Here is a 22,975-nt window from a genome sequence, read left to right as displayed (position 1 = left end):
CGTCTCAACTTCAAAAAGTTGCGCACAAGACATTAAAACCAAAGTTCTCGCACGAAAAAAGAGCGACATCTCTTCGAGGCGATGTCTCAACTTCAAAAGGTCGTGCACAAAACATTAAAACGAAAGTTCTCGCACGAAAAACGAGCGACATGTCTCCGAGGCGACGTCTCAACTTCAAAAAGTTGCGCACAAGACATTAAAACCAAAGTTCTCGCACGAAAAAAGAGCGACATCTCTTCGAATCGACGTCTCAAGTTCATAAAGATGTGCATGTCTTCTGAAAACGGTTCTTCAAACCCGGGAGCTGAAGTTCTCGCGCAAAAAGAGTGGCGAAGGATGCTCATTCGCCACTTTCAGACTTCTGGTCAGGGCTTCTCGACAACGATCTAGGCGACCTTGAACTGGCGGACCATGTCCTGGAGACGGACCGACATGGAGGCGAGGGCGGCCGCGGCGGCGGCGGTCTCGTCGGCTCCCTGGGCGGTGGCCTGCACGATGCTGGTGATCTGGACCATGTTGGAACTGATCTCGCTGGTGGTCGCGGTCTGCTCTTCGGCAGCGGTGGCGATCTGGTTCGCCTGCATCATGACGGCGTGGATCTGCTCGAGAATGGCTTCCAACGCCTGGCCGGAACGGGAGGCCTGCTCGGTCCCGCGCTCGACTTCCTTGCTCCCTTCCTCCATGGCCTGGACGGCACTTTGGGTTTCCCCCTGGATGGTGCGGATCATGTCGGAGATCTCGCGGGTGGCACGGGTGGTGCGCTCGGCCAGGGCCCTGACCTCGTCGGCGACGACGGCAAAGCCGCGCCCCTGCTCACCGGCTCGCGCCGCTTCGATGGCTGCGTTCAAGGCGAGCAGGTTGGTCTGGTCGGCGATGTCCTCGATGGTACCGACGATGGCGCCGATCTGGTCGGATCGCTCGCCCAGCGATTCCACGGTCCTCGCCGCCCCCTGCACCCGCTCGGCAATTACTCCCATCACGGCCACGGTGGCCTCGACGACACCGGCGCCGTCGACTGCCGCCTGGTTGGCTCCCTGGGCACCTTGAGCGGCAAGGTGGCAGTTCTGTGCGATGTCGTTGGAGGTCGCCGCCATTTCTTCACCGGCGGTGGCGACGGTATTGGCCTGGGCGACGATCTCTTCGGTCCCGTTCACCATTTGTTGCGCCGTGGCCTTCAACTGGTTCGATGACGTGGCCACCCTGGTGGCATCGCTGGAGAGTTCCTGCATGATCGACTGGATCTTCCCGGCGAAATCGTTGATATGATCGCTTAGCTGGCCCAACTCGTCCTTGGAGCGGTAGTCGATGCGCCGGGTAAGATCGCCGCCGGCGATGACGGCAATGGCACTGCTTATCTGCTTCAGGGCGCTCTTGATCCCCGAGGTGAGCAACGCAGAGATGGCGATGCAAATCAAAACTGCGATGCCCCCGGTGACCAGCATGGTGGTGATGGCGGCAGTGCCTGCTTCCTGCGCGGTCTTCACCCTCAAGTCGCTCCGCTTGGCGTAGTAGTCCATCAGCGCCTCGGCTGCGGCCACATATTTCTCCCGGGCCGGGTCCCCCTCTCGGGCAAGGGCGGCTTTGAACCTGGCGGTGTCGCCCGAGGCGGCAATGGCCTTCAAGGTGTCATTGACCTTTGTGCCGGCGGTGAGTGCGCTGTCCAACTCGGCAACGAGCTTCTTGCCGTCGGGGGTCTTGGTGTTCTTTTTCAGCGCGTCGAGTGCCTGACGGTATGCTTCGCGGTGCTCCTCCATGTGCTTGGCAATCTTGTCCCGATCCGCCTGGGTATCGGCCAGCACCAGCCCCTTCATTTCCTCGTCGATCCCCTGCAGGTTGATCAGCACCTGCCCCGCACTGGCGGTGAGCCCGCTGATGCGGCTGACGTTGTTCAACTGGTCGGCACTGCTGTAGAGACCTTTCATCCCCGCCCCCACAACGATGAACAGCAGCAACGACACGGTTCCAAAGCCAAGCAGTAACCGTTTTGCGATTGTGAGGTTTGCCATAAATCCTCCCTTAGTAGCACCAGCCGGAAATTTTCACTCATAGTGATCCATCAAATAATTATCGGCATCTATGTGTGGGTACTTTAGTCAACAAAACTTCAATGTTTCTTCGGCCTGATTCAGATTCTCCCAAAGCGCACTGCGCTTCGCGATGACTGGCGCCTTGCTGCCGGGGCATGCTATCTTCGCCACATTGAGCAATCCCCGTCAGGATTTCTCCGCGACTCTCGGCAGCCTTGGGGTCAAGTCTTGAATCTTGACAGTGAACTCTATATGAAGGTGAGAAGCTCGCCCTTATTCTCGCCAGGTAAATGCACGTAATAGCTGTTGATTGCAACCTTCCAAATCTGGAATATAATGAGCATAGGTGACACCTCGATATGTTGTAGTGATGTGCTCGTTCTGTATTTGCGACACAGATTGGAGGATTGTCATGCGAAACGATGACCGACTTACGCTCCTACTTATTGAGAACGACGATATAAGCCGAGAAATTTTGCATTATCACATTAAATACAAGTTCCCGGCAATCGAGGTTAACGTATCTAGTACTTCCGTTGAAGCGTTACAATTACTAGAAGAGAATGACCATGACATCGTTGTCTGCGATGCTCTACTTGCTGGAGATGAACGAATAAGGTTTGCATGGCGAATGGGTAACGAAAGTGAGCCTATTGTTATTTTCATTACTGCTGACACAGACATCAAGCTAGAGTCCTTCCCTTCACTTATCAAAGATGTTTGCGTGCATCACGTTGCGTACAAACCTGTTGACTTAAGAAATTTGATCAAAAACTTAAAGGCCGCTATCGAGAGGGCAAAAGTGCGAAAAACAAGCACTTGAACGGCGCTCGGCATCACCAGCCGGACGGTTGTGTACTACCACGGCGGGCACAAGCCGATTCCTGTCTAGATCAGGCTTGTTGCATCGGGTGGGAGACCCTTCGGCTGCAGAGCGCGGCGTAAGAATAGTGGTGGAAAAAGTAATCGGCTCCGGTCGGCTCGTAAGAGTTGATCGGAGCCTTTTCTTTTCCTTATTAGCGACAATCTTCCGCTAATTCCCTCTCCCCCCAGTCGCTAATTGGGTTTTTTTTTGGGATGTAGGTCGTCGCTGGTGGCGTCACCTCTTCCTTGCTTGGTTAAGCTTTTTGTATTGAACGTATTACAATTTGTGGTTTATAATCCGCGACGCCGTGCCATAGAGCGCTGGCATTCCTCTTTCTCCAAGGAAGTCCAATGATTGTTGCTGACGGAAAGGTCGTGGAGTTTTGCGAGTCGGTGCGGGATGCGTGCTGCAGCGTGGACATGGACGGCAACATCCTGCACGCAAACGAGGCGTTCTGCTGCCTGGTCGGCTACGATCGCACTACGCTCCGCACCAAAACCTCCCGCGACATCACCCCTCACGAGTACCTCCCTTGCGAGGCGGAACTGATCGAGAACCAGGTCAAGGTCCGCGGCTTCTCCGAAATATACGAAAAGGAATACGTCCGCCAGGACGGCACAAGAGTGCCGGTCGAGCTGATGCGTACTCTGATGACGGACGCCGATGGGGCTCCCGGCGGGATGCTCGCCATTGTGCGCGACATCTCGGCGCGGAAACAGCTGCAGCAGGAACTGGTCCGGTCGCGCGAGGAGTACCGCGCTCTAGCCGACAATTCGCCGGACATCATGATCCGCTTCGACCGTAATCTGTACCACGTGTACGCCAACGCGGCTGCCGCCAAAGCCTGCGGCATTGCGGTCGAGGAACTGGTCGGCAGGACGCTCTTCGAGATCGGCTTGCCTCCCGAGCTGGAAGAGACCTGGAAAGAAAGGATCTGGTCGGTCTTCAACAGCGGCACCCCTATGGTGGTGGAGGATTGCATGCCGTTTGAGAGTGGGATCAGGCACTTCGAGTACCAGCTCGTGCCGGAAGGGGCGAGAGGGGAAAAGGCGCTTACCATGATGGTGGTGGGGCGCGACATCACCGAGCGCAAGCGCGTCGAAGGGGCGCTGCTGGAGGTGCAGGAAGAACTGGAGCGGCGTGTGGCGCAACGAACGGAAAGCCTGGAAACCGCCCTGAGGGAGCAGGAGGCCTTCAGCTACTCGGTGTCCCACGATCTGCGCGCACCACTGCGCCACATCAACGCCTATCTTAGAATCCTCACCGAGGATTTCGAGTCGCAGCTGCCGCCGGAGGCTGTTTACTTCATCGACAAGGCCAGAGACGGCAGCGACCGCATGGGCAAGCTGATCGACGACCTGCTTGAACTGGCCCGGGTCGGCAGGGTGGCCCTGGACAAGGCGGAGGTGGACCTCAGCGAGCTGGCGCTGGCGGCGGCCATGTCGCTGCAGGAGATGGCTCCGGAGCGTGCGGCGACGTTCAGCATCGAGCCGGGCATCACGGTGTCGGGGGACAAGCTGCTCTTGAACCAGCTGATAGCCAACCTCCTGCAAAACGCCTGGAAGTACAGCGCGAAGAAAGAAACCGCCAGCATCGGCTTCGGCCGCCGGACGACCAGCGAGGGCGATGTCCTCTATGTCGAGGACGACGGCGTGGGGTTCGAGATGGCGTTCAGCGACAAACTGTTCCGTCCCTTTCAGCGCCTGCACGGACCGGAGTACGAAGGAAACGGCATCGGACTGGCGACGGTGGAGCGCATCGTCGACCGCCACGGCGGCAGGATCTGGGCCGATTCCGAGGTGGGGGAGGGGACCGTCTTCTATTTCACGCTCTCGTAGCCTAGCCGGCGGTTACCAATTTCAAAAAGGCTTCAGCCTCACACACGTTAAAGGGGCTGGAGCCTTTTTCTATGCGGCGAACATCAACTTTCCGCACAGAGGGTGAAGGATAAGAGATCGCTCCCGGGCTTGACGCGGTTAAAGGCTCTGCTTGCGGTAGACCGAAGCTGTAAGTCCTTCCAAAAACAAAATCCCCTCTGTCCCCCTTCGCAAGGGGGGGACGTGAGCCCTCAATCAGTGCTTCGTGGCAAATATTCGATTCTTCCAGACGTTTCAACTTCAAAGGCTGGGCACTTTTCCTCAAAAGGTTTGTTTGGACGTCGAGAATCAAAGTTTGCGCACCCAAAAGATGGGACGGGTGCTATATTCGCGGCATTGAGCAATTGCGGTCAGGATTTCTCTCCGGCTCCGGGGTAGGATCACTTGCGAATCGAGAGGGGACGGCAGGCACATGGACAAGGCACAGGCATATGCGGAGCGCTTCGACAGGGTGGTGCGCTACATCGAGCGGCACCTGGATGAGCCGTTGACCGTGGAGGGATTGAGCCGGGTGGCGCATTTCTCGAAATTCCACTTCCACCGGCAGTTCACGCTCTACACCGGCATGGGAGTGTTCGCCTTCATCCGGCAAATGCGGTTGAAGCACGCCTCGCACCGGCTCTGCTACCGCAGGGAGGAGCGCATCATCGACATCGCCCTCGACGCGGGCTTCGAGAGTCCCGAAGCGTTTTCGCGCGCCTTCAAGCAGGTGTTCGGCCAGTCCCCCTCTCAGTTCAGAAAATCCCCCCAATGGCAGCCCTGGAAGGAGCGCTTCCGGCCGCCGCCCATGCAAAGGAGAGAAGAGATGGAAGTGAAAATCGTGGAGTTCCCGGAAACGAGGATCGCGGTGCTGCCCCACCGGGGCGCGCCGGAGAAGATTGACGAGTCCGCGCTGAAGTTCATCGAGTGGCGCAAGCAGAGCGGGCTTTCGCCGGTGAAGCAGGCGCTCACCTTCGGCATCGTTTATGACGATCCTGCCGTGACCGAGCCGGAGCTGTTCCGCTTCGACATCTGCGGATCGGTGTCGGAACCGGTGCCGGAGAATCCGCAGGGGGTAGGCAACGGCGTGATCCCCGCCGGCCGCTGCGCCGTGGCGCGCCACCTCGGCTGCCATGACCGGATCGGCGACACGGTCTATCCGCTGTGCCGGGACTGGTTTCCGCAAAGCGGTGAGGAACTGCGGGACTTCCCGATCTTCTTCCATTACCTGAACCTGGTGCCGGACGTCGCGGAGCACGAGCTGGTCACTGACATCTACCTGCCGCTCAAATAGCAGCATTGGACGCTGCAAGCGCAGCAAACACACGTTGCAAAATGAACTAGGGTAGGTGCCGCATATGCTTTCATGGCAAGGTCACCCACCCCCCTGCCCCCTCCCGTCAAGGGAGGGGGAGGCCCCACTATCCTCCTCCCGCGAGGGGAGGGGGGACGGACAACAATGGGGGCGGGGCCTTTGTTGTTTACTTATTAAAGATAATAGTGTATACGCTTTTGGCAGGGCGAGAGGGAACCTGCAACAGCCGATGCATCCACGCAATTCCCGTACGCGAAGAATCGAAGTCTATGGGGCCCGCATCGGGCCTGCGGTTCTGCAGCCGTCGCACGCGGGGTAGGGTGGACGGCGTTGAGGGATGCCATGATGCGTTCTCTGTCACTGCCACTGTATGCCGCCTTCCACTCGGCCCTCAAACAGGCCCACATGCTTTCTTCCGCCATCCTGGCCGGAAGCGGCGCCTGCCTTCTCTACCTGCTCCACATCTACACGACATCCTCACACAGAATCGAGACTGCCGTCCTCAACCAGTCCACTATCGAACTGGTCCAATATCTCCTCATTCCCAGCGCCGCTTTCTGCATCGGAACCGGTGCCCTCATCTGCCTGTCGGAAAGCCGCGCCGTTTTCTCCTGCCACTACCTGGTGACCAAGGCGATGAACGCAGGCGCCGTCGTGGGCCTGGGGGGCATTCTCTACTTCGGGCTCGGGAAACTCGCGTCCGCCGCTTCGGACGTGCGCGGGGTGGGGGTGGTTGGGCGCGTGTTCCAGGCAGAGGACATCCTCGGTGCAACCAATCTCCTTGCCGCGGTGCTGATGGGGACCATACTGTTCGTGCTGTACAACGTGATCCATCGGCCCTGCGAGGATGGGGGCGGGTGCAAGGTTTGCAGTTGCAGCGGGATTCGGAGCGGCGAGGCCGAGGCTGAGGTCAGGGATACTGGGGAGGCGCAGTAAAAAGCCGAATCAACGAACAGGGATTAAGGGGATGAAAGGGATAAACCTTTGCTAAAACTGAAATCCCTTTGTCTTCGCCTGCATCCTCTTTATCCTCTTTACGCCTTTATCCCCTTCATCCCTGCGAATAGTAAAAATGGTTGCCGAAGTTGGCTAAGCGTAATGGAGCGTTCCGCCAGGGGGACAGGCACCTGACGGAGCCTGTCCCCTTTTGCCGCGCACCCTCTCTCCTCTACTCTTCCTTCCTGTAATCACTTTCTAACCGCCAGGACGAACAGCTCGAGCGTGACCAGGTCGTGCACGAGATGCATGCCTAGACGCTCGAAGAGCTTGGCGGAGCCGTAGCCGGCGTCCCAGAGGGTCCGGTCGATGTCGAAATGGGCATGGGCCTTGATACTGCCGTCTTGCTGCGGCGCGACTATGGCGGGAAAGCCGACCGGCCGGGTAATGCCCCGGATGGTCAATTCTCCGAGGGCGGTCCCTTCGGGCGCATCAGTATATTCCGCACTCTCGGGCTCCCACCGGATGAGCCGGAACGCGGCGGTGGGGAAACGCTCGACGGCGAAGAAGTCTTCGGACTTCAGATGCCTGACTAGGAGATCGCGCCAGTACGGATCCTGTAGGTCGCTGTTTTCGATGCTGGTCATGTCCAGCACAATGGAACCGGCGCTGAGCCTGCCGTCGCGCATAACCAACTCGCCCGCCTGCAGGGCGATAGTACCATGGTGGCGGTTGTTCAGGTTGCGCCCGATCCACTGCAGGGAACTTTTTTCGGTATCGATGGCGTAGCTGCCGTCGGCGGTCGCGGCATCGGGGCATGCTTCCGTTCCGGTCTCGACGGGAAGACCGGACGCTTTCACGGCGGCGAGTCCTCCTTCCAGAACGGAAACATTTTCGTATCCCGCCTGGACCAGGCGGTCACGGGCCACCTCGGCGGTGAGACTGCTCCCGGTCGCGTCGTACAGGATCAGCCCGGTGCTCCGGTCGTGAACCAGCTCGGCGATGCGGTCGAGGAACACCATCTCGTAAATGCATGCGTTATGTGCGCCTGCCAAATGGCAGGCAGCGTAATCCTCAGGCGTCATGACGTCGATGACGAGGGCGCCGGAGGCCAACAGTTCCTTCAGTTCGGCACAGGTGGTCGTCTTCATGGTCTTCATCCCTCTTGTTCTCCAACGGCAAAGACTTCAGGTTCTTATCTTCCGGTATTTTAGCACTTTGCCGATAATTCCTCTCAACTTTCGCACAGACAGCAGAGTCCGGAAAAGCAATTATTTAACGCAAAGTCGCAAAGACGCAAAGAAACCACCAGAAGGTCATAGCGACGCGAACCAGCCAAACCACATTGGGATCACAGACTTGTAGAGCCACAGTCTGCTGGTTTAAATTCTAAATCCTTTACGCATCCGAAGTTTTTGTTATTGTTTCCAGGTCGGCTGTGTCTGGCAGGTCCGATCAAACTGCTCTCCTGTGTCAGGTGCAACGCGCATTACATTGCATGAAGGAGGACGCTATGAGGAAAAAGCTGGTTGTCTGTGCCTTGGCACTGTCGGTTGCCGGTTCGGCCGTCGCCGCCGATCGCCCGGTCGCCCCCAACGGGATCGCGCTGTATCCCGACTACCTCTCCTGGAAGGTGGTGGCACCTTCGTATCGGGAGGACAAGGGGCAGATCAGGGTGATAACGGGGAACGAGACCGCCGTGGCCGCCCTGAAGGCGGGAAAGAAACCGCTTCCGGACGGAAGCGTGTTGGCCAAGGTGGCCTGGAAAGCGGAGAAACACCCGAACTTCCCGGTGGCGACGGAGCCGGGCGCGTTCGTGCAGGTGGAGTTCATGGTGAAGGACACCAAGAAGTACAAGGAGACGGGTGGGTGGGGCTTCGCGCGGTTCGTCGGCAATAAGCTGGAGCCTTACGGGAAGGATAAGAGCTTCGTCGCGGAGTGCTTCGGATGCCATACGCCGGTGGCGGGCAATGATTACTTGTTCACTAAGATGGTTAGGACACCGTAGGGTATCAAAGGCAAATCCCCCCTGTCCCCCCTTCGCAAAGGGGGGGACGTGAGGCCTCGTGCAGCGCTTCGCAAAGGGGGGACGCTGGGGCACGGACAACGATTTGTGGCAAAGGGGGGGGACGCTGAGGCGCGAGCAGCCGTTGTGTCAGCAGATTTTTTCTTCGCGGATCCTTTAAAAAACTTCACGCGTGAGGAAACGACTCGGAATTCGCGGATATCCGGTTAACTTGATTCATGAATATAGGAATTTCTTGCTATGAGCAAAACTGCGTGATATAAACCTTTCCAGTTTCAAATAAGACAAAAAAGGTCCTGTTTAAATTGGAAAACACATCCTGCATTACCATGGAAGAAAAATTCGAGATCTCAGAGGTGGAATGTAACGCACAGCCAGCGGCGGAGAAGCGCGGTTTCCGGCTCTCCCTGCGCACATTCATTCTGGCATCGTCCCTCGCCGTCTCCTTCATCAGCTTCGCTTCCGTCCTCGGCATTACGTCCGTCGTGTACCTCAACACCGTTAAACGCAGCGTGACCAGACTCGCTTACGACCAGGCGCAGCAGGTGCATCGCTCCATTCCCTTGCTGATGGGGAAGGGGGCCACCCGGCAGGAACTCCTGGGCCTCTACAACACGCCGGGCGGCTCGGGCGCCCTGGGGAACCATTCCGTGGAACTGTATCGCACCCCCGTCGTTGAGGCGCTTTACGGGCGGGTGGCGCTTCCCGCAGACGCGGGGGTGGAACAGGTCTTCAAAAGCGGCAGCGTCCTGGAACGGAGCGAGGGACGGGTGGTGGAGGCGATCTTTCCCCTCTTCGCCACTGAAAATTGTCTCGCCTGTCACGGCAACGCCCGCACGGGAAGCCTGCTCGGCGCGCTCAAGGTGCGCCAGGATATCGGGCCGATGCTGCGGCAGGCCCGACACAAACTGCTCTTCCTCTTCCTGCTGCTTTCACCCATCCCGGTGCTGATGGCGCTGTTCATCGCGCGCCTGGTGAACGCCCGCGTGGTCCCTTCCATCAACGAACTGGGCGACAAGGTGATCCAGGTGAACAGCATCCGCGACCTGACCCGCCTGGAGTTTTCCGACGTCGCCCCCGGCTTCACCGAACTGGACCGCATTTTCGGGGAGGTGTCCAAACTGGTGGACAAGATCCGGGCGGTTTCGGTGGACAAGGAGATCCTGGAACTGGAGATCCAGATGCTGGAGAAGTTCATCATCACGTCTGAGGTGATCCGGGACTGGAAGGAACATGTGGCCTGCCTCCTGCTGGAGATCAACCAGGTGGTGGACGCCTACATGCTGTTCTGCATCTTCCAGGTCGGGGAGGAGCTGTACGACATCGAGATCTTCTGGCGTTCGCAGCCCAGCGAGGCGACCAAGAAACAGGTGGAACAGCAGGTGCTGCGCAAGATTCGCAGCGAGAACGCCCGCCTGGCGGATAGCCCGGCACTGCAGGTGATCCACAACGTCGCCGCCGACCCGACGCCGCTCGCCCTGAAGCTGGGGGACCTGGATCTGCAGACAAAATCGCTGATCCTCGATTCCCCGCAGATCGGCGGCGTGGTGGGGATCGGGGTACAGTCCGAGTCGGCCTGGAACACGACCCGCGGCCTGGTGATCGACAGCATCCTGACCACGCTTTTGAACGTGATCGGCTCCATCAAGGCGATCCACAAGTACACCAAGGATCTCGAGTATTACGCCACCCGCGATCCGCTGACCAACCTCTTCAACCAGCGGGTGTTCTGGGAGCTGATCTGCTACGAGACCGGCCGGGCCGACCGGCACGGCTACAGCTTCGCGCTGCTGGTGATCGACCTGGACAACTTCAAGCACATCAACGACACCTGGGGGCACTCCATCGGCGACCGCTACCTGGCCGCATTCGCCGAAGCGGTGCAGCATGCGCTGCGCAAGGGGGACATCTTCGCCCGCTACGGCGGGGACGAGTTCGTCATCCTGCTCCCCGAGGCGGACGAGGAACAGGCGGCGCTGGTGGCGGCGAGGATCAGGAACATCACCGAGGATCTCTACGTCTCCACCCCCGATGCGGCCAAGGCGAGGGCCACCGCATCCATAGGGCTTGCCATGTTCCCGCTGCACGCGGTGACCGAGAAGGACCTGTTCCTGTTCGCGGACAACATGACCTACAAGGCCAAGGGGGAAGGGAAAAACCGGGTCTGCATCCCGACGCCGGATGACGTGGTCGAGGTGTTCCGCATGGTGGGGGAAAAGGCGAGACTGGTGCAGGAAGCGGTGGACGGGCGCAAGGTCATCCCGTATTTCCAGCCCATCGTCGCGCTGGGACCGGGCAAGCCCGAGTGCTGCGAGGTGCTGTGCCGCATCGAGTTGAACGGTGAGATCATCGCCGCCGGAGAGTTCATCGAGACCGCGGAAAGCCTCGGCATCGTGGGGCGACTGGACGCGATCCTCCTGGAGAAGGCGTTCGCCATGGTCGAGGAACAGGGCTACCAGGGGAACCTCTTCGTCAACCTATCCCCGAAGTCGATGATCCTCAGCGAGTTCCTGCCCAACATCATCCGCCTGGCGGATCGGTACCACATCGACCGCAGCCGGGTGGTCTTCGAACTGACCGAGCGGGAGACGGTGAAGAACCTGAGCCTGCTGGAGAAGTTCGTCTACGACCTGAAGTCGCAGGGATTCAAGTTCGCCATCGACGATTTCGGGTCGGGTTTCTCGTCGTTCCAGTACATACGGCAGTTCCCCATCGACTACGTGAAGATCGAGGGGGTCTTCGTCAGGAACATGCTCAACGACTACCGGGACATGGCGTTCGTGAAAACGCTCGCCATGCTAGCCAAGGAGTTCAGCATCAGCACCATCGCCGAGTACATCGAATCGGAGGAAATACTGGAGGCGGTGCAAAGCGTCGGCATCGACTACGCCCAGGGGTTCCACCTCGGTTGTCCTGCACCGCAACTTGGAGACACAAAAAGACAAGAGGCTATCAACAGGGATAAAAGGGATAAAGGGGATAAAGCATTTGGATAAAACCGATTGAAAAGCGGTTACGCAATGTACGCCAAGTACGCGCGAAGATCGCGAAAAAGGAGTTTTGTCGTTACTCCAAAGCCTCCTTGGCGTATCTCAGTGTATACTCAGCGTTCTTCACGCTATTGCTTTTGAAGTATCACAGAATGTTTGGTCTTGGCCTTTATCCCCTGTATCCCCTTCATCCCTGTGAATAATTGATCGATTCTATCCTGTCAGAAAAAGCGAATTCTCTTTACGAGTTCGCTTTTTTTGTTATCTTATCTTTGGCCTTCTTTAATTGATCCCGCAGCTTATGTCAGTCTTTGAGACAGTAACGTATTTGCCATGAGTGTCACTTTGACCAAAGGACCCGGTATGCTCAGACGTCTCATCCTCACCGTATGTCTTCTCGCCTGCGTTGCAACGGCTCCGGCCGCCGATTTCTCCCAGAAAACACTCGTGGTTGGCAGCGAGGAGAACTTCCCTCCCTTCTCCACCGGCAGTACCGACGATACGGCCGGCGGCTTCGCGGTGGACCTCTGGAAAGAGGTGGCCCGGGAGGCGGGTCTCAAATATACCATCAGGGTCAGGCCGTGGGGCGAACTGCTCCAGGAGTTCAAGGACGGCAAGGTCGACGTCCTGGTCAACATCGCCACCTCCGAGGAGCGCCACCGCTACACCGATTTCAGCGTCCCCCATGTCACCGTCAACGGGGCCATCTTCGTGCGCAAGGGGGATTCCCGCATCAATTCGGAGGCGGACCTGGCGGGAAAGTCCATCATCGTGTTCAAGGCGGACCTGGCCCACGAGTACGCCGTGTCCAGGGGGTGGCAAAAGCAGCTGGTGCTGGTCAAAGACGCCAGGGAAGGACTGCAGCTTCTTGCTTCGGGGAAGTACGACGCCATGCTGGTCAGCAAGCTGGCCGGGATCCAGACGCTGAGGGAGCTGCACATCGACAATGTACACGCCCTCGATGCCAAGGCGGGCTACGCGCAGAAGTTCACCTTCGGGGTGCACAAGGGGGAGTCGGACCTGCTCGCCGCGCTGAACGAAGGGCTGGCAGTGACCAAGGCTGACGGCGATTACGACGAGCTGTACCAGAAGTGGTTCGGGGTCTACCAGACCAAGGAGCCGACCTTCCGGGACATGCTGAAGTACCTGCTCCCCTTCGCGCTGCTGGTCGCCTGCCTCGCCGTCTATTTCTTCTACAGGCGCAGCCGCGAACGCATGGCCTCCGAGGCTGCCTTGCGCGAAAGCAAGCTGCGCCTGGATACCATCCTCGACAACGTCGGCGCCTTCATCTTCATAAAAGACACCGAGTATCGCTACACCTATGCCAACCGCAAGGTCTGCGAGCTGTTCGGCCATACTGAAGAGGAGATCGTGGGCGAGACCGACGCCGCCTTCTTTTCGCCGCAGTCGGTGCAGGAGATCATGGTGAGCGACCGACCCGTGCTGGAGGATGGGCTCACGGTCAAAAGGGAGGAGACCAACCTGGCGGCGGAGAACGAGCAGCCGCGCAGCTACTGGACGGTAAAGCTCCCGCTCCGGGACGAACATGGCGTCATCTACGGCTTGTGTGGCATCTCCACCGACATTACCGAATTAAAGCAGCTCGAGGACGAACTGAAGAAGAAAAGCGTCGAGCTGGAGGAACAACTCGAGGAGCGGGAGCTCACCCAGGAGGCGCTGCAGGAGCAGACGTCCCTGCTCGAAGAGCAGACCGCGGTGCTGGAAGAGGAGGTCGAGGAACGGCGCAGGGCCGAGGTCGCGCTCAAAGAGAGCGAGGAGACGGTCAGGAACAAGCTGAAAGCGATCCTGGAACCGGAAGGGGATATCGGCGCCCTGGAACTGTCGGACATCATAGACACCGAGATGCTGCAGACCATGATGGAGGACTTCTACCGCATCACCGGGATGCTGGGGGCGGTCCTCGACGTCTCGGGCAAGGTACTGGTCGCGGTAGGGTGGCAGGACATCTGCACCAAGTTCCACAGGGTCCATCCCGAGGCCTGCAAGAACTGCATGGAAAGCGACACCGTGCTGACCAGGGGAGTGGCCGTGGGGACCCACAAGCTCTACCGCTGCAAGAACAACATGTGGGACATGGTGACCCCGATCGAGGTGGGGGGGAAACATGTCGGCAACGTCTTCATCGGGCAGTTCTTCTACGAGGACGATCCGCCCGATCCGGAGTTCTTCCGCGAGCAGGCGAGGCGCTACGGGTTCGACGAGAAGGAGTACCTGGCCGCGCTGGAGCGTGTACCGCGGTTCAGCAGGGAAGCGGCCGACGCCGGGATGAAGTTCTACGCCGAACTCACCAAGGTCGTTTCCACGCTCAGTTTCAGTTCCATCAAGTTGTCCCGCATCCTTGCCGAGCGCATCCACCTGGAAGAGCAACTCAGGCAGTCGCAGAAGATGGAAGCGGTGGGACAGCTGGCCGGCGGGGTTGCCCACGACTTCAACAACATCCTGCAGGTGATCACCGGCTACGGAAACCTGCTCAAGATGAAAGACAGCCTCGGCAGCAAAGAACAGGAATGGGTGGATCACATCCTCACCTCGTCGGAGCGGGCGGCGCAACTGACCAAGGGGCTGCTGGCGTTCAGCCGCAAGCAGGTCATCAACCTGGAACCCGTGGACCTGAACGAGGTCATCGAGAACTTCAAGAAATTCATCCTGAGGGTGATCGGGGAGGACATCCACCTGAAGACGGTGACCTACGGCGGTCAGCTCGTAGTGCACGCCGACGTGGGACAGCTCGAGCAGGTGCTGATCAACCTGGCCACCAACGCACGCGACTCCATGCCCAAGGGGGGGATGCTGACCATCGAGACCGGACTGCAGGCGGTGGAGTCACCCGTTGACCACGAGTCCGGGCGGGCCGAACCGGGACGGTACGCCGTGGTGACCGTGTCGGACAGCGGCAGCGGCATGGACGAGGATACCCGCAAGAGGATCTTCGAGCCTTTCTATACCACCAAGGAGGTCGGCAAGGGGACCGGCCTGGGCATGGCGATCGTCTACGGCATCGTCAAGCAGCATAGCGGCATCATCAACGTCTACAGCGAGCCGGGGCACGGAACCACCTTCAGGATCTACCTGCCGCTGCAGCAGCCCGAACCGGGGGAGCCGGAGGCCCAGGACGTGCAGGTGCAGGCGCCGGTGGGCGGGAACGAAACCATCCTTTTGGCCGAGGATGATGAAGAAGTGCGCCGGCTCGTGGTCTCCATCCTGAGCCAGTACGGTTACCAGGTGATCCAGGCGGTGGACGGGCAGGATGTCGTCGCGCAGTTTGCCGCCAACAGGGAAAGGGTCGCGCTGATCCTGATGGACATGATCATGCCCAAAAAGAACGGCAAGGAGGCGTTCGAGGAGATCTCGCTGCTGCAGCCCGGGGTGAAGGTGCTCTATTCGAGCGGATATACCGCGGACTTCATACAGAACAGGGGGGTGTCCGAAGAGGGGATCGAGCTGATCATGAAACCGGTGCAGCCGATGGAACTGCTGCGCAAGGTCAGGGAGATCCTGGACCGGTGATCAGGCGGGGGGGGCGTCCCGATGGTTGTGGGGCGAACGGGTTCTCGGGCTGCGGTGCGCTCTCCGGCGGGACGGCGCGCCTTGCGGCCCTGGCCTTGACCTGGTCCCTCTCCTTTTCGACCTTGGCATCGTACAGGTGCTGATAGACGGTGACGCAGGTGTAATAACAGTTGCTCGAGCCGCCGCGGAGATAGCCGTCACGAAGCCTTTCATACTGCTCCATCTTGGCCTTGATCTCACCCACCGGCATGGTCAGCAACTCGTCGTACTCGATAGGCTGGCAATCGCAGGGTTCGACACGCGCCGGGCCGCACCAGATCAGCAGCAGTAATAACGACAGGGCCAGGTTTTTCATAGCGGCCTCCCTATAGCGATGTGACAGGTGATATGAGTATCGGCTAATGGTAGCAGGCTGGCGCGGTTGCGCAAGCGGTTGGCGGCGGACGGTGCAGATCCGCTTGGACCAGCAGGTCCTGCTTGCCCAATCTGCCACTATTATGCTATGAGCAAAATCTCGCGGGAATCCCCGCGGCACAAGCTGAAGCAGGGCCGGTATGACGGCACGAAGGAATGCTATGACTGTCACAAGCGAAACGTTGACTCAACTTCTTGACCAGGCGAAGCAGCAGCAGATGTTCCTGGAAATGTTCGTCCGCTCGTGGGTGGACGACTACCGCTCCGGCGGAGGCTCCGTATTCTGCGGCAAGGGATGCCGCAACTGCTGCAGCCTCGCGGTACACACCGGCTTCGCGGAGGCCCTGGCCGTGGCGGGGCAGTTGACCGAAGAAAAGGAAAGGGCGGTCGGACAGTACGCCATGAAGTTGCGGGAACTGGTACGGGGGGTAGAGGACCTGGCGCAGTATTTGCGCCGGCACCGGGATACCATGGGGTTCTGTCCGCTGTTGAACGAGGACGGGGCCTGCAGTGTCTATCCGGTTCGCCCGCTCACCTGCCGCTCGCTCATCTCGACCCGTGACAGTGCCTGGTGCGGCGCCGATTTCACCAAGGTCGCTCCGCAGGAGCGTGAGGCTTTTATTGCGGGACTGGATCGCAAGGTGGTTTCTTTCCCGAGCCACTACGTGGCGGTACTCCAGGAGAGCGGCAAGGAGTTGGAGCAGGCGGGGGGGCAACAGATGCGCGCCCTCCTGGGGTTCTCACTTTACGGCAATCTCGGGGTGCTGGTGCACCTGTGCCGGGCTCATGATTTGGCCGGCGCCGCTTTGCAGGGACGCGGAGAGGCGGAGCGGGTCATCGCGGAGGCAGGGTTCGATCATCCGCTGCTGGTGACGGTTTCGTAGGGTGAGCGCGCGGCAAAATCCCCCCTGTCCCCCCTTTCACAAGGGGGGGACGCTTGGGCATGTGCAGTGGTGAGGAGATTATGGCTCCGTTTTCTTTTTTCCCGACTCCCGGCTTCGCCGCCAAGATGGAGAAGATCCAAAAACACGACCCGCCCGGTCACAGCCGCATTATGCACGTTATCGACCGCCTGCTGGACAACCCGGCCGACGCCGACGGGTGGATGCATGGCGAGTTCCAGGGAAAACTGAAGAAGTACGTCGGGCGACGCGACTACCGCCTCATCTACCATTGGTGCGAACAGTGCCGTAAAGAGGGGAAGAAGCTGGAGAACAAGTGCGGCTTCTGCCGGGAGGTGGGGGACAACAGCGTGATCTTCTTCGACATCTACCACAAGAACGAGGCGAGCAGGGTCAAACATCACAGGGCCTGAGGGGGAAAGGCCTTGCGCATCACTTCCTTTAGTGCTTTCAGCGTGTAAGGTTTTTGAATGAAGCCGCCGAGGACGCGGCCGTCGAATTTCTGCACCACGTCCTGCTCACTGAAGCCGCTGGACATGATCACCTGCACCTTCGGGTCGAGGGCCTGCAACTGCCGGAAGCACTCCTCCCCATCCATCCCGGGCATGGTGAGATCGAGTATGACCGCCCTGACGTCGGGATGCTCCCGGTAGAGGGACAGGGCCTCCTCGCCGTTCGAAGCCGCCACCGGCGTGAACCCCAATTCCCTGAGCATCCGGGTGCCGATGCTGCGCACCGTCTCTTCGTCGTCCACCAGCAGTATCTTTCCTTCTCCCCGCCAGTCGTCCTGCACCGGTTCCGCCGGGACCGGTTCCGTGGCGGCTTCGGTTGCCGGCAGCAATACCTTGAAGGTGGTGCCGCGCCCCGGCTCGCTGTAGATCCGGATCCCCCCCCGGTGCCCCCGGACGATGCCGTGCACCGCGGCCAGGCCGAGACCGCGACCGGTGAACTTGGTGGTGAAGAAGGGATCGAATACCTTTTTCTGCACCTCTTCGTCCATGCCGCTGCCGGTGTCCACCACTTCCATGAAGACATAGCGCCCTTCCGTCATGTTCTCGCCCAGGATGAGATCCATGACACTGTCCCGGTCCAGCGTGACGGACCCGGTACGGAGGGTGATTTCCCCTTTTCCTTCCCCTATGCTTTCGCCGGCATTTTGCACCAGGTTCATCAGTATCTGCCGCATCTGGTTCGGGTCGGCCTCCACCGCGGGAAGCGGGCGGGCCAGGTCGAGCTTCAGTTCGGCGTTGCCGGCGGAGGTTTCCAGCACGTGGCGCAGTTCTTCGATGAGCCGGTTCAGGTCGGCCTTCTCTACCATGAACCTTCCCTTGCCCGAATAGGCCAGCATCTGCTTGGCGAGGTAGGCGGCCCGGTTGGCGGCTGTCTCTATGTTCTTGAGGTTGGGCGTGACGGGGGAATCGTCGGGGAGCTTCATCAGCGAGAGGTCGACGTTGCCGATTATGGCCATGAGGATGTTGTTGAAGTCATGTGCGATCCCGCCGGCGAGGACCCCCAGGCTCTCCATCTTCTGGGCATGCAGCAGCTGCTGTTCGTAGCGGACCCGCTCCTCTTCGGCCTTCTTGCGTTCGGTGATGTCCTGGCCCACCGCCTGTACCTCGACCAGCCGCCCCTGTTGATCGAAGATCCCCCTGTTGGTCCATTGATGCCAGACGACGCTTTTGCCGGGGCCGAAGAAGGCGAGCTCACCGGTCTCGGAGGGGTGGTCCGGGGTGAGGCTGTGCAGCGAGTCCTGTGCCGGCGAGCGGAACTCGGGGAGCAGGAAGTCGAGGAAGTTCTTTCCTGCCATCTCGCCCTGTGGCATGTGTGCATCCTCGGAGAGGGCCGGGTTGACGTAGGTGAGCGTGCCGTCAGGCAGATAGGTGCAGATGTACGCGGGGCTGTCCTCGGAGATCTTGCGGTAGCGCTCCTGGCTTTCCCTGAGGGCCAACGCCGCCCTGATGGCGCTGGTGTGGGCATGGCGCAGCATGAAAGCGATCACGGTGAGCAGGGCGCTGACCACGAGCCCGCCCAGGAGATAGCTGCGCGACTGGCTTTTGCCCTGCTCCTGCGCGAAGCTCGGCAGCGACTGGAAGGAAAACAGCCACTCGCGGCCAAACCTGGTCACGGTACGGCTGCTCTGGAATTCGGGATAGTAGTTCCGGGGGAGGCGGATCTTCCAGTCGGCCGTGCTGTCGAAAAGCAGGGTGGCATCGCTGACCTTGTTTTCCGTGTAGATACGGAAGGCGATGCTTTGAGGCGGCTTTGGGAAGGAGGCCGACATGAAGTCCCTGATGCGGATCGGGCTGTAGGCCCAACCCTTGAGCGCCTCCCTGCGCTGCTCCTCGGTCGCGGTGGGCCGGGTCCGGTCATACACCGGCAGGTACATCAGCACCCCTTTCTGGCGGTCCGTTTCGGTTTCCTGCACCAGGAAGACGGGATTGGTGAGGGCGGCATCCCCGGTGTCGCGCGCCTTGGCCATGGCGTTGCGGCGATTGGTCTCGGAGAACATGTCGTAGCCGAAGGCGCGCTGATTGCGCCAGTCGAAGGGTTCCAGGTAGACGATGGCGGAGTAGATGGGGCGCTCGCCTTCGGGCCAGATGCGGTAGGTGAGGAAGCCTTCGCTGTGCATGCGCCGGACATGTCGTTCTTTGTCCTGCGGATGCACCACCTCGGAAAAACCGAGCCCCTGCAGGCCGGGGTAGTTCCGGTCCAGGGCCAGCGCCATCGAGAAGCGGTGCCATTCGTCGCGGGTGACGCTGTCGCTGGCGTCGAACAGCCCTGCCGCGCCGCGCAGAACCTGCTCGTCGTCGATCATCCGGTTGATGAAGCGGTCCACGATCTCGAGGCTCTTGTCGTGGAAGGCGGTCTGGAAGCGGGAAGTCAGGCTGCGGTCATACTGGCGCCAGAAGAACAGGGTCATGAACAGCGACAGGGTCAGCACCAGGTAGGGGAGCAGGTTGACGGCTCTTCCCCAGGAGGAAACGCCGCGCAGCGGCGAGGCGGCAGGTTCAATGGGCTGGACGCTCTTGGTCGGCATCGGTGTTTTCCGGTTCCCTCACATGTGGCTCTTCCGGCCTTGGCGGCCGGGATGTTTAACTTTACAGGAGTTTTATTCGAATTCAATCCGGGGAGCGGGGCGCGGAGGAGGGAGCTGAGGCAGCGTCGGCCGTCACCGGGGCGCTGCCCAGGCCGCCGGCCCGGATGGTATCGCGCAGCGAGGAGAGCTTGTACGGTTTCTGGATCAGCCCCGCCAGCCCCTTGCCCACGAATTTCTGTGAGACCTCGTGTTCGCTGAAGCCGCTGGACATGATGACCCGGACCGCCGGGTCGAGCCGGCGCAGTTCACGGAAACACTGCTCGCCGTCCATGTGGGGCATGGTGAGGTCCAAAAGCACCAGGACGATGTCCGGGTGACTGCGGTAGATTTCGACCGCCTCGCAGCCGTCCGCTGCGGTGACCACTTCGAAGCCGAGCTCGCGCAACAGTTCGCTGCCGGTGCTCCGAATGGTCTCCTCGTCATCCACCAGGAGTACCACCCCGCTGCCCCGCCAGAGATCGGCCTTCAGCTCCGGGACGCCGTCCGCAGCAGCACCTGCCGCACCTGAGGTTACCGGCAGCAGCACCTTGAAGCTGGTTCCGCGGCCGGGTTCGCTGTACACCTTGATGGCCCCCTTGTGGCTGCGGATGATGCCGAGCACCGCCGCCATGCCGAGCCCGCGGCCGGTGAACTTGGTGGTGAAGAAGGGATCGAAGATCCTGGCCAGGGTCTCCTTGTTCATGCCGCAGCCGCTATCGCTGACTTCGAGGGCGACGTAGGAGCCTTCGGCAATCGGGTCTATCAGCCAGGGATCCTTCAGGTACTCCTCCCTGCATTCCAGGCAGCCGGTCGAGATGGCTATGACGCCGTCGTGGTCGCCGATGGCCTCGGAGGCGTTGATGACCAGGTTCATCACGATCTGCCGGATCTGGGTGGCGTCCACCTCTACAGCCGGCAGCTCTTCGGACATGTTGTAGCGCAGCACCGCCTTCTTGGAGATGGCGACCTGCAGCATGTGTCCCATCTCCTTGAGCAGGCGGTTCAGGTCGATGGACTCGATGATGAACTTCCCTTTCCCCGAATAGGCCAGCATCTGCCGGGCCAGGTCCGCGGCGCGCACGGCGGAGGCCTCGATGCGCTGCAGGTTATCCAGCACGGGGGACTCCGGGGTGAGCCGCAGCTGTGCCAGCTCGGCGTTGCCGATGATGGAGGTGAGGATGTTGTTGAAGTCGTGGGCGATGCCGCCGGCCAGGACGCCCAGGCTTTCCAGCTTCTGGGCGTGCAGCAGCTGCTGTTCGAGCCGGATGCGCTCCTCCTCGGCCTTCTTGCGCTCGGAGATGTTCCTGGCGACACCGATGACGGCGGGACGTCCCTCGAAATCGATGCGCCTCACCTTAACTTCCGCCGGAAAGGTGGTGCCGTCCTGGCGACGGTGCATGGTTTCGAAGGTGACCGAGGAAGCGGTGGGGACGCTCTCGATCTGCCGGACGACCTTGCCCTCGTCATCGCTGATGGCGTCGAGATCGCCGATGCTCTTGGCGGTGAGTTCCTCCCTGGTGAAGCCCAGCTCGCTGCAGGCCTGATCGTTGGCGGCGAGGATCCTGCCGGTGGCGTCGGCGATGTAGACCGGGTCGGCGACGTTTTGGAACAGCTGGCGGAAGCGCTGCTCGCTGGCGGCGACTTCCTGCTCCGAGCGGGTCCGCTCCGCGATCTCCCGCTCCAGGTCCGCCGTGCGTGACCGGACCCGGTCCTCGAGCTCGATCGACAGCGCCTTCAGGGCCTGTTCCGCCCTGGCACGTTCACCCAGTTCTTCCTGCAGCGACGCCGTCCGGCTGCGCACCACCTTCTTGAGCGCGTAGTTGGCGTAGGCGGCTCCCGCCAGGAGCAGGGCAAGCAGCGCGGCGACGATGCCGATGACCAACGTCCTGGTGGGGCGCCAGTGCAGGTCGTCGACGTAGAGCCACTTCTGCAGGGCGAGGGTGCGCTCCTCCTTGCCGATGGCGGCGAGCCCCTTGTTGAGGATCCCCTGCAGTTCGGGCCAGTCCTTGCGTATTCCCATCCCCCAGCGGTAGTCGAAATCGGTTTTGCCGGCCAGCTGCAGGTTGGTGATGCCGGCCTGCTGCGCGTAGAAGGTGGCGTTGGCCATGTTCTCCACGTAGAAATCGACCATGCCCAGCGAGGTCTTGGCCAGGGCCGTGGCGACGTCGGGAACCACTTCCAGCTTTATCTCGGGGAACCTGGTCTTGAGGATGTCGTGGGAGGCATAGTTGGAGACCACCGCGACCCTTTTCCCCTTGAGGTCGGCCAGGGTGAGGTCGGTGCGAGAGCCGCTGCGGGCGAAGATCCCGCCCGGGACGGAAACCAGGGTGTCGGTGAAGAGGGCGAACTTTTCGCGGTTGGGGGTCCTCACCATGGCCCCGATGAGGTCGACCTCGTGCGCCTTGAATTTATCCAGCACCTCGTCCCAGTTTTTCAGGTGGACCACGGTGATCGTGATGCCGAGCTTTTCTTCCAGGAGCCGGATCATGTCGGCGGAGGCGCCCTGGTACCGGCCCTGGTCGTCGAAGAACTCGATGGGGCGGAAATCGGGGTCGGGGGCGAGCCTGATGACGGGATGGCGCCGGAGCCACTGCTGCTCCTCGAGGCTGAGCTGGACCCTCGTCTGCGCGAGGCCGCAGTCGCAAAAGGGCACCGACAGGACTGTCACGAGCAGGAAAACAACTGTTACAGCCAATCGGATACGAGTCATGTCGCATTCCTTCATTGGGTGAAGATGCGTCAGCTGAGCGGGGTAACAGTGCATCCCTTTTCGGCAGGTGCATCTGAAAGCTTTAAACTGGTTGAGCAGAAAAGTTGCGGGCATGACGGTGGGGAGCGGGGTGGAATGGGAGTAATGGGAGTATTGGGAATGATGGGAATGATGGGAATGATGGGAATGATGGGAATGATGGGAATGATGGGAATGATGGGAATGAATGATGGGGAGGTTCGGGGGGAGGTTGGTTGGGGGGACGGACGCGGGGGGAAAACTGAGACGGGCGCGGCAACGACTGACATTGGCACTGCGGCAGAACCTGCC

General features: G+C 60.3%; 14 protein-coding genes. 9 read left to right on the top strand and 5 right to left on the bottom strand.

The annotated features are described in order from the left end of the window. Positions 1–386: 386 nt before the first annotated feature. The gene (locus tag JFN91_RS19960) at positions 387–2,006 is read right to left on the bottom strand and encodes a methyl-accepting chemotaxis protein (protein ID WP_199390904.1); all 1,620 of its coding nucleotides are present in this window, start codon (positions 2,004–2,006) and stop codon (positions 387–389) included. A gap of 433 nt (positions 2,007–2,439) precedes the next feature. Between JFN91_RS19960 and JFN91_RS19955 the strand changes: the two genes are divergently transcribed. From JFN91_RS19955 to JFN91_RS19940, 4 genes are all read left to right on the top strand, one after another. Continuing rightward, complete coding sequence (locus JFN91_RS19955; protein ID WP_199390903.1) at positions 2,440–2,850, top strand: response regulator; 411 nt, start codon at positions 2,440–2,442, stop codon at positions 2,848–2,850. Between the two features lie 392 nt (positions 2,851–3,242). After that, positions 3,243–4,730, top strand: coding sequence for a PAS domain S-box protein (locus JFN91_RS19950; RefSeq protein ID WP_199390902.1), 1,488 nt, complete (start codon positions 3,243–3,245; stop codon positions 4,728–4,730). Positions 4,731–5,181: 451 nt separating this feature from the next. Next, positions 5,182–6,042: an AraC family transcriptional regulator gene (locus tag JFN91_RS19945; protein WP_199390901.1), complete on the top strand. Its 861-nt coding sequence runs from the start codon at positions 5,182–5,184 to the stop codon at positions 6,040–6,042. Positions 6,043–6,405: 363 nt separating this feature from the next. After that, positions 6,406–6,999, top strand: coding sequence for a hypothetical protein (locus JFN91_RS19940; protein ID WP_199390900.1), 594 nt, complete (start codon positions 6,406–6,408; stop codon positions 6,997–6,999). Between the two features lie 251 nt (positions 7,000–7,250). Here the strand turns inward: JFN91_RS19940 and JFN91_RS19935 are convergent, their stop codons facing one another. Beyond that, positions 7,251–8,159, bottom strand: coding sequence for a YceI family protein (locus JFN91_RS19935; RefSeq protein WP_236015276.1), 909 nt, complete (start codon positions 8,157–8,159; stop codon positions 7,251–7,253). 353 nt (positions 8,160–8,512) lie between these two features. Here JFN91_RS19935 and JFN91_RS19930 point away from each other — a divergent pair, with 353 nt between their 5' ends. The 3 genes from JFN91_RS19930 (at position 8,513) to JFN91_RS19920 (ending at position 15,543) form a co-directional block, all read left to right on the top strand. Then, positions 8,513–9,007 (top strand): cytochrome P460 family protein, encoded by a 495-nt coding sequence (locus JFN91_RS19930; protein WP_199390899.1) that lies wholly within the window; start codon positions 8,513–8,515, stop codon positions 9,005–9,007. Positions 9,008–9,381: 374 nt separating this feature from the next. Continuing rightward, positions 9,382–12,021, top strand: coding sequence for a putative bifunctional diguanylate cyclase/phosphodiesterase (locus JFN91_RS19925; protein WP_199390898.1), 2,640 nt, complete (start codon positions 9,382–9,384; stop codon positions 12,019–12,021). Between the two features lie 357 nt (positions 12,022–12,378). Beyond that, positions 12,379–15,543: a PocR ligand-binding domain-containing protein gene (locus JFN91_RS19920; RefSeq protein WP_199390897.1), complete on the top strand. Its 3,165-nt coding sequence runs from the start codon at positions 12,379–12,381 to the stop codon at positions 15,541–15,543. Here JFN91_RS19920 and JFN91_RS19915 read toward each other — a convergent pair. Further along, on the bottom strand, positions 15,521–15,898 hold the full coding sequence (locus tag JFN91_RS19915) for a hypothetical protein (RefSeq protein WP_199390896.1): 378 nt from the start codon (positions 15,896–15,898) through the stop codon (positions 15,521–15,523). The genes JFN91_RS19920 and JFN91_RS19915 overlap by 23 nt on opposite strands. Before the next feature lie 220 nt (positions 15,899–16,118). On the opposite strand from JFN91_RS19915, the gene JFN91_RS19910 reads away from it, so the two are divergent. Further along, positions 16,119–16,841 (top strand): YkgJ family cysteine cluster protein, encoded by a 723-nt coding sequence (locus JFN91_RS19910; RefSeq protein WP_199390895.1) that lies wholly within the window; start codon positions 16,119–16,121, stop codon positions 16,839–16,841. Between the two features lie 80 nt (positions 16,842–16,921). Next, positions 16,922–17,272: a toxin gene (locus JFN91_RS19905; RefSeq protein WP_199390894.1), complete on the top strand. Its 351-nt coding sequence runs from the start codon at positions 16,922–16,924 to the stop codon at positions 17,270–17,272. Here JFN91_RS19905 and JFN91_RS19900 read toward each other — a convergent pair. Together JFN91_RS19900 and JFN91_RS19895 are read right to left on the bottom strand one after the other, a co-directional pair. Then, positions 17,260–19,896: a CHASE domain-containing protein gene (locus JFN91_RS19900; RefSeq protein ID WP_199390893.1), complete on the bottom strand. Its 2,637-nt coding sequence runs from the start codon at positions 19,894–19,896 to the stop codon at positions 17,260–17,262. The two genes, JFN91_RS19905 and JFN91_RS19900, sit on opposite strands and share 13 nt — an antisense overlap. Positions 19,897–19,978: 82 nt before the next feature. Next, the gene (locus JFN91_RS19895; protein ID WP_236015275.1) at positions 19,979–22,645 is read right to left on the bottom strand and encodes a response regulator; all 2,667 of its coding nucleotides are present in this window, start codon (positions 22,643–22,645) and stop codon (positions 19,979–19,981) included. Between the last annotated feature and the right edge of the window lie 330 nt (positions 22,646–22,975).

Source organism: Geomonas anaerohicana (assembly GCF_016458305.1).
Classification (GTDB): domain Bacteria; phylum Desulfobacterota; class Desulfuromonadia; order Geobacterales; family Geobacteraceae; genus Geomonas; species Geomonas anaerohicana.
The sequence above is the reverse complement of the archived record's forward strand: the minus strand, read 5'-3'. Positions and strand labels throughout refer to the sequence as shown.